The organism is Achromobacter pulmonis (assembly GCF_002885955.2).
GTDB lineage: Bacteria > Pseudomonadota > Gammaproteobacteria > Burkholderiales > Burkholderiaceae_B > Achromobacter > Achromobacter pulmonis_A.
In genome coordinates, this window is the sequence record NZ_POQS01000002.1 from 104,112 (window position 1) to 117,569 (window position 13,458).

12 protein-coding genes are annotated in these 13,458 nt (G+C 61.1%); 5 read left to right on the forward strand and 7 right to left on the reverse strand.

All coding sequences use genetic code 11. The annotated features are described in order from the left end of the window. Window positions 1-11: 11 nt before the first annotated feature. Entirely contained in the window at window positions 12-1,181 is a 1,170-nt protein-coding gene (locus C1I89_RS06480; protein ID WP_102771979.1) for a CMD domain protein, read from the forward strand. 83 nt (window positions 1,182-1,264) lie between these two features. Here the strand turns inward: C1I89_RS06480 and C1I89_RS06485 are convergent, their stop codons facing one another. Continuing rightward, entirely contained in the window at window positions 1,265-1,981 is a 717-nt protein-coding gene (locus C1I89_RS06485; protein ID WP_258231360.1) for a LysE family translocator, read from the reverse strand. Window positions 1,982-2,132: 151 nt separating this feature from the next. Between C1I89_RS06485 and C1I89_RS06490 the strand changes: the two genes are divergently transcribed. Next, window positions 2,133-2,990, forward strand: coding sequence for a class I SAM-dependent methyltransferase (locus C1I89_RS06490; protein ID WP_102771981.1), 858 nt, complete (start codon window positions 2,133-2,135; stop codon window positions 2,988-2,990). A 3-nt stretch (window positions 2,991-2,993) separates the two neighbouring features. Here the strand turns inward: C1I89_RS06490 and C1I89_RS06495 are convergent, their stop codons facing one another. The 6 genes from C1I89_RS06495 to C1I89_RS06520 all read right to left on the reverse strand — a co-directional run bounded on the left by C1I89_RS06495 (window position 2,994) and on the right by C1I89_RS06520 (window position 10,096). Next, window positions 2,994-3,206 carry a hypothetical protein gene (locus tag C1I89_RS06495; protein ID WP_102771982.1) on the reverse strand — a complete coding sequence of 71 codons (213 nt, stop codon included), beginning with the start codon at window positions 3,204-3,206 and terminating at the stop codon, window positions 2,994-2,996. Window positions 3,207-3,688: 482 nt separating this feature from the next. Beyond that, the gene (locus C1I89_RS06500) at window positions 3,689-6,097 is read right to left on the reverse strand and encodes a TonB-dependent siderophore receptor (protein WP_258231361.1); all 2,409 of its coding nucleotides are present in this window, start codon (window positions 6,095-6,097) and stop codon (window positions 3,689-3,691) included. Between the two features lie 205 nt (window positions 6,098-6,302). Beyond that, window positions 6,303-7,268 carry a FecR domain-containing protein gene (locus C1I89_RS06505; protein WP_102771984.1) on the reverse strand — a complete coding sequence of 322 codons (966 nt, stop codon included), beginning with the start codon at window positions 7,266-7,268 and terminating at the stop codon, window positions 6,303-6,305. Between the two features lie 67 nt (window positions 7,269-7,335). Further along, on the reverse strand, window positions 7,336-7,863 hold the full coding sequence (locus C1I89_RS06510) for a sigma-70 family RNA polymerase sigma factor (protein ID WP_102771985.1): 528 nt from the start codon (window positions 7,861-7,863) through the stop codon (window positions 7,336-7,338). A gap of 328 nt (window positions 7,864-8,191) precedes the next feature. Then, on the reverse strand, window positions 8,192-9,349 hold the full coding sequence (locus C1I89_RS06515) for an MFS transporter (RefSeq protein WP_102771986.1): 1,158 nt from the start codon (window positions 9,347-9,349) through the stop codon (window positions 8,192-8,194). A 144-nt stretch (window positions 9,350-9,493) separates the two neighbouring features. Beyond that, window positions 9,494-10,096, reverse strand: coding sequence for a TetR/AcrR family transcriptional regulator (locus C1I89_RS06520; protein WP_102771987.1), 603 nt, complete (start codon window positions 10,094-10,096; stop codon window positions 9,494-9,496). A gap of 146 nt (window positions 10,097-10,242) precedes the next feature. Here C1I89_RS06520 and C1I89_RS06525 point away from each other — a divergent pair, with 146 nt between their 5' ends. The 3 genes from C1I89_RS06525 (at window position 10,243) to C1I89_RS06535 (ending at window position 13,415) form a co-directional block, all read left to right on the forward strand. Beyond that, complete coding sequence (locus C1I89_RS06525; protein ID WP_102771988.1) at window positions 10,243-11,133, forward strand: LysR family transcriptional regulator; 891 nt, start codon at window positions 10,243-10,245, stop codon at window positions 11,131-11,133. 242 nt (window positions 11,134-11,375) lie between these two features. After that, window positions 11,376-12,359 (forward strand): DUF1852 domain-containing protein, encoded by a 984-nt coding sequence (locus C1I89_RS06530; RefSeq protein ID WP_102771989.1) that lies wholly within the window; start codon window positions 11,376-11,378, stop codon window positions 12,357-12,359. A 27-nt stretch (window positions 12,360-12,386) separates the two neighbouring features. Beyond that, entirely contained in the window at window positions 12,387-13,415 is a 1,029-nt protein-coding gene (locus tag C1I89_RS06535) for a methionine synthase (protein ID WP_102771990.1), read from the forward strand. The last annotated feature ends 43 nt before the right edge of the window (window positions 13,416-13,458 follow it).

Sequence of the window (13,458 nt, forward strand, 5' to 3'; positions counted from 1 at the left end):
AGGAGATCCGCATGGCTGAACCCATTACCTACAACGTCGCCTTCGACCTCGTCGACCGCCTGGTCGCGCTGGCGCCCGACAGCAAGACCTACGCCGCGCGCCACCAGCGCGAGAAAGTCGCCGCCGCCACCCAGGGCAGCTACGACGCCCTGTTCGACCCCGCGCTGCCCGGCCTGTCGCTGGCCGAGCGCCTGCTGGTCGCGCTGTACGCCAGCCGCATCACCCCGTCGCCGCTGCTGGCCGCGCACTACCGCAAGCGCCTGGCCGAGACCGACGCCGCGCCCGCCGACATCGCCATCGCCGAGTCCGGCAAGCCTGCCGAGGCATCCAGCCCGCGCCTGGCCGCCATCCTCGAATACACGCGCAAGCTGATCGAAAAGCCCGTCGAAGGCGACGAGGCCGCGCTCAAGACCCTGCCGGCCGCCGGCGTGTCCACGCCCGCCGTCGTCACCCTGTCGCAGCTCATCGCCTTCCTGTCCTACCAGGTCCGCCTGGTCGCCGGCCTGCAAGCCATGCAGGCCCTGGAAAGCCAGCCCGGCCGCGCCGCCGGCACGCCGCCCGCGCCCTTCCCGCCCAACACCGCGGCCACCGCGCCCGGCGCCGTCATCAAGAACCACGGCTTCACCAACGAAAGCCTGGAATGGAAGGCCTGGCTGGACGTCGTCAACGTGGAAACCGCCACGCCAGAGCAGATCGCCGTCCTGGAAGAAAGCCACCCCAAGGCCAAGGTCTCCGACTACTACCTGTTCCTGGTCCACCAGCCCGAGATCCTGCGCCAGCGCTCCACCGCGTTCAACGCCATCATGTACGCCCCCGGCGGCCTGTCGCGCGCCGAACGCGAACTGGGCGCCACCGTCGTGTCGCGCGTCAACGGCTGCGTCTACTGCGCCTCGGTCCACGCCCAGCGCTTCGAGCAACTGGCCAAACGCAACGACGTGATCGCCCAGGTCTTCGAAGACCCCGCCACCGCCGGCACCACCGCGCGCGAACTGGCTATCGGCAAGTTCTCCATCCAGATCACCGACGCGCCCGCCACGGTGAACGCCGACAGCATCCAGGCCCTGAAGGACGTGGGCCTGAACGAAGGCGAGGTCCTGGACCTGCTGCATTCGGATGCGATCTTCGCCTGGGCGAATCGCCTGATGCTCAACCTGGGCGAGCCGGTTTTCCCCAAGGCTTGACCCTGTGGCGTCCGGCCGCCCGCGTGCCGGACGCCTGGCCGCTTGTCATCGCCGGCACTGGCCGGCGCTGACAAGCCGCCCTTTCAACGTTGCCAGGTCAGCAGCTTGACGCCCGCAACGCCAAACACCACGGCCACCGTCCCTTCGATCCAGCGCCGCAGCCTGGCGTACAGCGCAATCATCGGCGCGGTCGAAAAAGCGATGGCGTAGCCGCCGAACACCATCACGCCAAGCGACGCGCAACCGCCGATGATCGCCGGCAAGGTGCCGTCCGACGCACTCTCTCCCAGCCCCAGCGACATGATCGCCATCCAGGCCAGCACCGCCTTGGGGTTGCCGATATGCATGAGCACGCCCTGGCGGTAGAGCGCCCGGTAGCGCGGGGTCACACGGCCCGTTTTCACATTCGCAAAGGCCGCGCCCGGCCTCAGCGCCGACCTGCCGGCCCGCAACGCCAGATAGAGCAGATAGACGCCTCCCACCATCTTCATGATGTAGAGCGCCTGCGCGGATGCCGCCAGCACGGCGGAAATGCCGGTCGCCGCCAGCGTCGCCCAGAATAGCGAGCCCGTGATGACTCCCGCCGCCAGCGCAAGCGCCGGCACACGGCCGTCACGCATCGCCGTTGCCATGATCGCCATATTGCTGGGCCCGGGACTGGCAGTGGCAATCAGATAAGTGCCATACACGAGGGCAAGCTGACTCACGAGCATTTGCGTTTCTCCAGGGATGCCAGGACATATCGCCGGCGCGGCTACGCGGCGCTTCAGCCCGAGCGCAAGCAGCACCGCGTCGCGCATGTTACTCGTATGCCAGATAACCTGGACCGCCAGATACCGCACAGTCCGCGGCCGGTTTTCCCGATTCGCGGCGGCGGCGGCGTTTTCGTTAAACTGACGCTTTCCGCCTACTCATGCGCCCCGCCCATCGCGGGGCGCATTGCCTTACCCCATGTCCGACAAAACCCACGACATCCGCCCCGGCCAGTCGATCGAACTGCTCAAGGCCCTGCACATCCTGACCCGCGACGGCAAGATGAACCAGGACAGCCGCCGCAAGCTCAAACAGGTCTACCACCTGTTCCAGTTCATCGAACCGCTGCTCAAGGACGTCCAGCAGCAACGCGGCGCCGTCACCCTGGCCGACCACGGCGCGGGCAAGTCGTACCTGGGCTTCATCCTGTACGACCTGTTCTTCAAGGAACAACCCGAGGCCGTCAGGCAAGGCTCGCACATCTACGGCATCGAAACCCGCGAAGAGCTGGTCAAGTCATCCGAGGAACTGGCGCGCCACCTGGGCTTCGGCGGGATGTCCTTCCTCAACCTGTCGGTGGCCGAATCGATCACCTCGGACAAGCTGCCCGCCGCCATCGACGTGGTGACCGCGCTGCACGCCTGCAATACCGCGACCGACGACGCGATCCATTTCGCGCTGGAAAAGAAAGCCAGGTACATCGTCATCGTCCCCTGCTGCCAGGCCGAAGTCGCCGCGGTGCTGCGCAAGAACAAGGCAAAGGCGCTGGCCGATCCGCTGGCCGAAATCTGGCGGCACCCGCTGCATACGCGCGAATTCGGCAGCCAGATCACCAATGTGCTGCGCTGCCTGCAACTGGAAGCGCACGGGTATCAGGTCAGCGTGACCGAGCTGGTCGGGTGGGAACACTCGATGAAGAACGAGCTGATCATTGCGCAGTACAAAAACCTGCCGCGCAGAAAGCCGGCGGAACGGCTGACGGAGATGCTGGAGCGCATCGGGCTGCAAGAACTGAAGGACCGGTTTTTCCTGCCGGAGCCGACGACGGCGGTCTGAGCATCAATCGCCGGAACTACGGCGCAGCCGATCCGTTGAATTCTTGTTCAGGCGCTGCGCTTCGGATTCCGCGTAGTCTTCCTCGCCCTCTTCGTACTGGCCTTCATACATGCAGCTGCTGCGGTACCACGCGCACTCGCTGCCTATTGAGCAGCCCGACGTCAACGCGGTGAGAAACAGGATGACGCCGCAGCGGCCTATGGTTTGAATCGACATATCTCTCCCTGGTTATTGATGGGTAGTGTAGGAGATGAAGATGGCGATTTGGGGCTGAGTCGGAATCCGATACCTTTGATCACGAATGAATTGATCGTTGGGTGGGGCAAGTATTTGCCGAGGAAAGGCCCTCCGAGCAGTTGACCAAGGCGCTCGAACGCATTGGGTTGCTGGCGTTGAAGGATCGGTTTTTCTCGCCACAGAATGAATGAAAATTGACACAGGACCGCATGCGGCCCTTTTGACAAAGCGCGGACAGCCGCCGCGATAGCGGCGTTTTCATGTCCGTAGGCGTGACGCACGTTCCTCTATGGGCCGGCCTTGGCTGGGGCACGTTCGCATGCCCCGGTTTCCTTTGTCACCAGTCTGTTCAGCCGTTGGCAGCACGGTGGGAACCTTTGTTGATCGGATCACTGAGCCGTTTCTCATCCCCTCTGATGCAGGCAGGCGGGCCGATGCGATAACTTCGGCCGCATCCTGGATCAAAAGTCGTAGCGCAACATCACCGCAGCATACCGTGGCGATCCGTAGTGGCCATAGCTGCCGCCCATGCCCTGGTAATAGGTCTTGTCGAACAAGTTGTTGATGTTCAATGTTGCCGCCAGCTGCTCGTTGAACTGGTAGCGCGCCATCAGGTTCACCACCGTGTACGCATCCTGCCGGACCGTGCTGTCATAGCGGCTGAAGTACAACGAGGTCTTCGACGTCCAGTCGACACCACCGCCCACCGTCAGGCCGTTCCAGGCGCCGCCCAGCCGATACGTCGTCCACAGGCGCAGCGTGTTGACCGGCAATTGGGTCAGCAATTGCGAGCCTTGCGCGTCTTCGCTTTTGGCATGGCTGAAGCCCGCATGCACGTTCCAGCCCGGGAGTATCTCACCGGCCACTTCCAGATCGATGCCCGTGGTCGTAGCGCCCTTGGCCGCACGATAGGCCGAGTTGTCCGTCCCCGGCACGGTGTAGCCCGCATCCAGCTCCGCCACATTGTCTTTCTGGGACCGGTATATGGCCACGCTGGTGTTCAGGCGGCGGTTCAGGAATTCTCCCTTCCAGCCCATCTCATAGTTCTTGCCCACGATGGGATCGAGGACGTTGCCGTTGCGGTCCTGGGAGGATTGCGGCTGAAAAATGTCGGTGTAGCTCGCATAGACCGATTGTTCGGGCGTCAGGTCATAGACGATGCCTGCGTAGGGCGTAATTTCGCCGCGCGCACGCATGTTGTAGGTCTGCAGGAAATTGTCGGTTGGGCTCTCGTAGTAGTAGTCATAGTTGTAGTCGGACCGCCTCGCGCCAAGAATCAGATGCACGTCATTGATCGGGTTAAGACGAAATGCCGCATAGCTGCCGCTCTGGCGCGATTTCACGTTGAAGATTTCGCCCACGGTGCCGCTGTTGCCCGGCCGGGCCATGTTGTTGCCCCAGGTGTAGAAGTTGACCGTAGACACCCCGACGTCCCAGCCCTTGTGCTTGTTCTCGTAGTCCTGGAAGTTGAAGCCCGCGATGAATTCATGTGTCCGTCCACCCAGTTCAAAGGGGCCCTGGATCGTGACATCCACACCCGACTGGTTTTGTGTGGCGCCTGCACGGTAGGCCAGCATGCCCGCGTCGCCCGTGGCCTGGTCCAGAAAGGACCGCCCCGAACCCACTCGATACGAGCCGTTCAGGTTGGAACGGTCCACGTCCATGTAGTTGGCAGCGATCTTGAACTGCCACTCATGCGCCAGCGCCTGTTCGACGTTCAACGAGTAGTTGGTGGTCTTGAATTCGTCGTACATCCAGTGGGCGCCGGAACTCGTAGAGCGCGTGAAGTGCGTCTGCTGGCCGTTGGTGAAAACCAACGGAACACCCGGTGCGCCCGTCGCCTTGTACTGCTGGTGGTCGATGCCGAAGCGCAGCAGTGTGGAATCGGTCAGGTCGGCCTCGATGACGCCGTACAGCACGTCCTTGTCTTGCGTGTAGGCATCCATGAATGTGTGGTTATCCTGCTTGGCGGCCACGATCCGGCCGCGCAGTTTCCCGTTGCTGATCAGCGGGCCCGCCATATCGGCTTCAGCGCGATACAGGTCCCACGAACCCACGCCCACCTGAGCGTGGGCCTGGAATTCATGGGTAGGCCGCTTGCGGATCAGGTTGACGGTGCCGCTCGGACTGCCCGCGCCCGTCATCAGGCCGGTGGCGCCGCGCACCACTTCCACGCGGTCATAAAGCGCCATATCGAGCAAAGTGCTGGGCATGGTGCGTGACTGGTTCACTTGCGTGGTCGTCACGCCATCCAGCTGGTAAGTGTCCATGGCGCTGCCGCGCGAATAGATGTTGAAGCGCTCGCCGCCGTCCTGAGACATGGTGATACCCGGTGTCTCGTTCAGCACGTCGGTCATGCTGTTGAGCTGCTGATCCTCAATCTGTTGCCGGGTGATTATGCTGATCGACTGCGGGGTTTCCTTGATCGACAGATTCATCTTCGTCGCGGTGTTGCTGACAGGCATCGTGTAGCTGCCGGTGCCTTCACTGGCAGGCGCACCGGCGGCACCCAACACGGTGAGCGGTTCCAGAATCGTCGCCGCGTACGGGTCCGCGCTCTCGGCGCGCAAGGTGTACGCGCCGTCTGCCTGTCGCACGGCTTGCAGGCCGGAACCAATGAGCAGCATTTGAAAGGCAGCCTGCACGTTGTAGCGGCCTTGCAGACCGGCGGTGGCCTTGCCTTGGGTGAGCGTGCCGGGCGCGGTCAGGAACACGCCGGCGTCGGCGGCCAGCTGATTCAGTGCGGCGGTCAACGGACCTGCCGGGATGGCGTAGTCGCGGACGTCGGCGGCTTGTGCGTGTGCCACGGGCGTCCAGGCCGCCGCGCCGCCGGTCAAGCCGGCAACAGCCAGGTGCAGGGAAAGTGCCATGGGCCGAATAGCAAAACGCGGGGGGGTGTTGAGTGCGCGATCGGGGCAGAGATGGGTACGGCTGCGAAGCATAAGACGCAAATCCCTCAAAGCGTGGTGGTGAACAGCGAGAGGGAGGTCATCGACACGTCGATCTGAACTTCTCTCATTCCGTAAATCGGATGAGATTCAAAAACCCGAACTCCTTTTCAAGAAACCTTGGCGATCAGCGCGCGACGATCGATGTCCACCATGGGAGCGGCCGCCGCACGCGCACGGGTAGATTGCGTTCCAGCATGGCTAGGGCGCGGTCGGAGTCGTCGGCCGGGAACACGCCCATGACGAGCATGTCGGCGACTTCCGGCGCCACGCCCAGATAGCCCTTGCGGTATCGGCCCAGTTCATTGATGAGCGCTTTCAAGGGCAGGTTGTCAGCCAGCACGACGCCCCGGGCCCACGCTTCGCGAGCGGGGTCGGCTTGCGCGGTGGACAGAATCGATTCCGCATTGAAGCGGGCTTGGCCGCCTGCCACTACGTTCACCGACGCGCCGGCAGGGGTGCGCACCGCCACTCCTCCGTCATAGACGTCCAGCTGGACTTGGCCGTCCGTCAGGCGCACGCTGAAACGCGTGCCCAGTGCCTGCATGCGGCCCAATCGGGAATCGACATAAAACGGGCGGTTGGCGCGATCCGGCGCCGTTTCGACCAGGATCTCTCCCGCTCGCAGCGTCACGCGGCGCGCGGCGTTGCAATAATCCACATCGAGCGCGCTACGGGCATTGAGCCAGATTCTTGATCCGTCTGCCAGCAGCAGGTCGCGACGTTCTCCGGTGCCCGTGGAATAGTCGGCGGCAAGCGCAAGCGTCGAGTCGGGCAGCGGCGTGTGACGCAACCCCATCCAGCCCAACACGCTCGTGCCCAGCACGATGGCGCCGCTGCTCAGCAGTTGGCGCCGCTTGAGCGCACCCTTGCGCGCCATGGTGGCGCCCGCCAGCGCCGCTTCGGCCCCGCCCAGGCGCAGCGGCTCGAACCGTTGGCTGACGGCTTCGATGTGATGCCACGCGGTCGCGTGCTCGGCCCGTTCGTGCAGCCAGGTCTGCCACGCGGTCCGGTCCTGCTCGGTCGCACTATCCGCGCGCAACAACGCAAACCAGTTGGCAGCCTGTTGCAGGCTGTCGAAATCGGCTTTCATTGCACAGTCCAACGGAGACTCGGCCACGATGTCGGAAGGTGGAACCCGCGAAGGCGGCGCCGTCCGTTCACTTGCCCAGCCCGGCGTCGATCAGGGCGCATTGCAACATGCCCTGAGCAATGTATTTTTGGACCATGCGCTCGGACACCCTCACGGTCTGGGCGATCTCGCGATAAGGCACGCCGTCCACCTGCGCCAGGACGAAGGCCGTGGCGGCCTTGTGCGGCAAGCGGCTCAGCATCGTGCCGATTTCCATCAGCGTTTCGATGATCAATGCCCGTTGTTCGGGAGAGGGCTCGAATGATTCGGGGCGCGCGGCCAGCGTGTCCAGCCAGGCCTGTTCGACTTCACGTCGTCGCCAGAAGTCCGCGCACAGGCCATTGGCCATGGCGCGCAAATAGCCTCGGGCTTCCGGAAAGCTCTTGAATCCTTGCGAGGCCGGCTTGCTGAGTAAGCGAAGGAAGGCGTCATGAGCCAGGTCGGCGGCATCGGCCGCGTTGCCCAGGCGGCGGCGTAACCACCCTTGGAGCCATTCGTGGTGGTCGCAATAGATTACATTCAGCGACGGTGCCGCACCGTATCCGTCAGACTTCATTTCCATTCCGGCCCGCGGCGGTGGGGCCCCTCCGTCCAAATTTTGTAAACGAAACTAATTCGTATTTGCAAAAGCGAGACGAATGATAACTCAACAGGAAGCGCTTGGCATGCACCTATTTTTGCGAGGCCAATAAACGCTCCCTGAGCGAAAGCGCTGGGTAAGGAGGGCCACGCATAACGCCAGCCCAGGCACGTTGCGGACCATCAACGCCCCCAGCACACTCAGCGTCAGGAGCGTACCCGGCAGCATGGATGGGTCCCTGTAGGGAAAATCTGCAGCACCATTGCCCACGATCACGGAGACACCATAGAGCGCAAGCCCCTCTTCAGTGCCACCCTTGCTGGCGGCGGCGCAGGTAAGGCAGGATACTCAAGAGTCCCAGCACCGCTAGCCCCGCACCGATCCATAACGCGATCCGAAATTCATAGCCCGCGGAGATCGCCATGCCGGACAGAAACGTCCCGCCGCCCAGGCCAATATTGATCACGGACGTATGAACCGCGTTCACCAAGGGGCCCGGATGTGCCACGCTGACGATGCGCGCCATCATCGCCGGATTCATCGGCACGCCGGACAAGCCGATCAGGATGACGAAAGCCACTGCCAGCCAGGCATACTGCGCCAGCAGCGCCATGCCAATTAACGAAAAGCTGAGCACCGTCAGGCCAGTCACCATGATCGTGAGGCTATGTCGATAGGCTAAACGCCCCGTGATCATATTCCCGGCAAGATTGGCCGCGCCGTAGAGCATCAAGATGATCGGCACGACCTGCATCGTCAAGCCGGTGACCGAGGTCAGAATCGGCACGAAATAGCTGAAGGCGGCAAAGCTTGCCCCCAAAATCAGGCAACTGGTCGCGCAGGCCTTCCAGTACGCCACCTTCTTGAACGCCTGCAGCTCCTCGGCCATGTTCAGGCTGCCCTTGCCGCCGCCGACGTTGGGCAAGGTGCGAACGAGCACCGCCAGGCAAACGAGCACCAAGAGCGCCACCAGGCCGAAACTCACGCGCCAGCCCCAGTGCTGGTTGATGATGGTGGCCAGTGGCACGCCGAAGACGTTCGATACCATGAAGCCGCCAATCACCACGGCGGCCGCGCGCGGTCGGTTTTCAATGGGCACCAACGCCATGCTGGTGGCCAAGGACAAACTCAGGCACCCCGCGCATAAGACGCCGATGATCAAGCGCACCGCGACCAGTATGGCGTGATCCGAGATGAAGGCGCTAAAACCCTGCACCAGCACGTACGCGGCAAGCAACGCCAGCAATGTCGGTCGGTAAGGGACTTTGAGCTTCAGAAATACATACGTAAGCACCGGTCCGCCCAGCATCACGCCAAATGCGAAATACGAGATCAAGTGCCCCACCTGCCCTATCGTGATGCCGAAGGCCTCAGATAAGGTTTCCATCATTCCTGCCACCATCAATTCCGAGGTGCCAATCGAGAAGACGGCCAGCCCCAGAATGTAGACCACCAACGGCATTTCCTACTTTCCTAATAGTTATTGAACAATCATTCCAAAAATAGTCAAAAAAACACGCGTCGACTACGCAATCATAAGAATCACGCCTATAAAAAATTACCTCCAGGGGTCGGCACAAGCACCCAAGTCCCCTGCTCGCCCCCCCTACAGGTTGGCCAGCAGCCCCGTCACGGCATCGTTGAGAACGCTCTTATCTGAAATATTTTTATTCAGCACTCGCAGCCCGTAGTAGCCCGCCAAGAAACCCCGGGCCATTTCGACGGCCGAGATCGTCGTGCCGAATTCGCCATTCTTTTGCCCTTCGGTAAAAACCGAGACCAAGGCCGTCTCCAGGCGTTGGCGGTATTCGGTGTTCAGCGTCGCGACGACCTCATCCTTGCTGCCACGCTCGAGCGCGGAGAACAGCACCATGGCCTCATGCTGCTCGGCCTGCGCCAGGTCCTCAGCCACGCCCCAGAGCAAGAGCGTACGCAGGCGGTCCCTGACCGAACCCGCTTGCATCAGGATGGTCAGCTGGGCTTGCATGCTCTTTTCGTGGCTGCGCAAAAGGGCCTGCTCATAAAGCGCCTGCTTATTGCCAAAGGCGTTATACAGGCTGCCCCGCCCGAGGCCGGTACTGTCGCAGAGGTCCTGCGCCGAGGTCCCGGCGAATCCATTCTCGCTGAAGACCCCAACCGCGGCATCAATAATTTCTTCGTCTTCGAATTGCCGAGGACGCCCCTGGCTGGGCGATTTTTCCTTGCTCATGCGTCGAGTACAGCTGAAGCGTTCAGTGCGCAAAGATAGCAGTTTTGGAACAAATAGTCCAATAAGGCAGCCGCCGACACCTATTGCACAGAGCGCTGAAGTAAAATTCAAATATCACCATAAATAATGAATTTAATTCATATACCATGCTAGACCGCATCCATCTATCCATCGTGCAAGAAGTGGAAAAACAAGGTTCGTTGACCGCCGCCGCAGGCGTCCTGCACGTAACGCAGTCGGCCCTAAGCCACAGCATGAAGAAGTTGGAGCAGCAGCTGGGCACCGACATCTGGCTGCGCGAAGGCCGCAGCCTGCGGCTCACGCAGGCCGGTCAATACCTGTTGGCGGTGGCCAACCGGGTGCTGCCGCAGCTGAATCTGGCCGAGGAGCGCCTGCGTCAGTTCGCCCAGGGAGAGCGCGGATCGCTGCGCATCGGCATGGAGTGCCATCCCTGCTATCAGTGGCTGCTGAAGATCGTTTCCCCGTATCTGGCGGCCTGGCCGGATGTGGACGTGGATGTGAAGCAGAAATTCCAGTTCGGGGGCATCGGAGCTCTGTTCGGCTATGAAATCGATCTGCTGGTCACGCCCGATCCGCTAAATAAGCCAGGGCTCGTGTTCGAGCCTGTGTTCGACTATGAACAAGTGCTGGTCGTCGCGGGCAACCACCCGCTCGCCAAGGAGGAGTACGTCACGCCCAAGCAGCTCGGCAACGAGGTGCTGGTGGCCTATCCGGTGCCGGTCGACAGGCTCGATATCTACAGCATGTTCCTGACGCCGGCCGGCATTACGCCGAAGCGCCACAAGGCCATCGAGACGACGGACATCATGCTGCAAATGGTCGCCAGCGGCCGCGGGGTGGCGGCGTTGCCGCGCTGGCTGGTGCTGGAGTACGCGGACGCGATGAACGTGGTGCCTGTCCGGCTGGGCAAGAAAGGCATTGCCAAGCACATCTATCTGGGCGCTCGCGAGGCGGACGTGGATATCGATTACCTGCGTGCGTTTATCGCGCAGGCGAAACGGCCAGCCGTGGCTTGATGCAACGCGGTCAAGTGCGGGGCGCCAAATTTGCAGGCAGATCGGCATGCCCCACAACTCATGAACTGAACTAATGGTTTCATGAGATCAATTCACTTTTTTTCATGGATGGTCCAACCTATACTGCGCCCCCTACGTCGTCGATATGAAGACTGCCAAATAAAAACCAGAAGAATTTGAGCAGCGCTGAAAAGCAATGAATGGACGCGGGTTTATTTCAGGAATCAGGGCAGCAGATCAACATGAGCAACGAGTTCACATTTGCCATCAAGAGCATTTGTTTCGACGAAGACTATCGTCCTTCGGACAATACGCGGATCACCACCAATTTTGCCAATCTCGCCAGGGGCGCGAGCCGCCAGGAGAATCTGCGCAATACGCTGCGGATGATTGACAACCGTTTCAATGCCCTGGCGCATTGGGACAATCCCAAGGGCGACCGCTACACCGTCAATCTTGAAATCATTTCCGTCGAGATGAGCATTGACGGCGCAGGCAACGGCAGCGCCCTGCCCTTGATTGAAGTGCTGAAGACCAGCATTTTCGATCGGAAGACCAACGAGCGCATCGAGGGCATAGTAGGAAATAATTTTTCCTCCTATGTTCGGGACTATGACTTCAGCGTGCTGCTGCTGGAGCACACCAAAAATCAAGCCGCGTTCAGCACGCCGGAGAATTTTGGGGACCTGCATGGGAAGCTGTTCAAGGCCTTCGTAAATTCAAGCACTTACAAAGAGCATTTCAGCAAGCCGCCCGTGATCTGCCTGAGCGTGTCGAGCAGCAAGACCTATCACCGCACTGAAAACCGGCATCCCGTACTGGGCGTGGAATACCTGCAGGATGAGTACTCGCTGACTGACGAATACTTCAAGAAGATGGGAATGAAGGTCCGCTACTTCATGCCGCCCAACAGCGCCGCGCCCCTGGCTTTCTATTTTTCCGGCGATCTGCTGGGCGATTACTCCAATCTTGAACTGATCAGCACGATCAGCACGATGGACACCTTCCAGAAGATCTACCGGCCGGAGATCTACAACGCGAACTCCGCGGCGGGAAAGTCCTATCAGCCCAGCCTGAAACACCAGGATTATTCGTTGACCCGGATTGTCTATGACCGAGAGGAACGTAGCCGGCTGGCTATCGAGCAGGGACGGTTTGTTGAAGAGCACTTCATCAAACCGTACCAGGCGATTCTTGAGCAGTGGTCCGCCAACAACCCTCTTTGATCAATCAGAAAAACCAAGGCATCTATTGTGAAGAAATTGCTCCCCACCTCGACCGCCGGCAGCCTGCCCAAGCCCTCCTGGCTTGCAGAACCCGAGAAGCTCTGGTCGCCCTGGAAATTGCAGGACGAGGGCCTGGCCGAGGGCAAGCAAGACGCTCTGCGTCTGTCTCTGCAGGAACAGCAGCACGCGGGCATCGATATCGTCAGCGATGGCGAACAAACGCGTCAGCACTTCGTGACCACGTTTATCGAGCACCTGGAAGGCGTCGATTTCGAGAACCGCAAGACCGTCAGAATCCGCGATCGCTACGATGCGAGCGTGCCGACGGTCGTGGGCGCCGTGGCGCGCCGCAAGCCGGTGTTCGTCGACGACGCCAGGTTCTTGCGCCAGCAGACCGGGCAGCCGATCAAATGGGCCTTGCCAGGCCCGATGACGATGATCGACACGCTGTATGACGCCCACTATCGAAGCCGCGAAAAGCTGGCTTGGGAATTCGCCAAGATTCTCAATCAGGAAGCCAAGGAACTGGAGGCCGCCGGCGTCGACATCATCCAATTTGACGAGCCTGCATTCAATGTGTTCTTCGACGAAGTGAATGACTGGGGCGTAGCCACGCTGGAACGCGCCATTGAAGGCCTCAAGTGCGAAACCGCTGTCCACATCTGCTACGGCTACGGCATCAAGGCCAATACGGATTGGAAGAAGACGCTGGGATCGGAGTGGCGGCAGTACGAAGAGGCATTCCCCAAGCTGCAAAAGTCCAGCATCGATATCGTCTCGCTGGAATGCCAGAACTCCCGCGTTCCGATGGATCTGATCGAGCTCATCCGGGGCAAGAAGGTCATGGTGGGCGCCATCGACGTGGCCACCAACACCATTGAAACCCCGGAGGAAGTCGCCGACACGCTGCGCAAGGCACTTCAGTTCGTGGATGCCGACAAGCTCTACCCTTGCACGAACTGCGGCATGGCTCCGCTGTCTCGTGCTGTCGCGAGAGGCAAGCTGAGCGCGTTGAGCGCCGGCGCGGAAATCGTCCGCAAGGAACTCTCGAACTGATTCAAAGGCGGGAAATGGTCGTCGCGAGCTGCCCGCGACGACC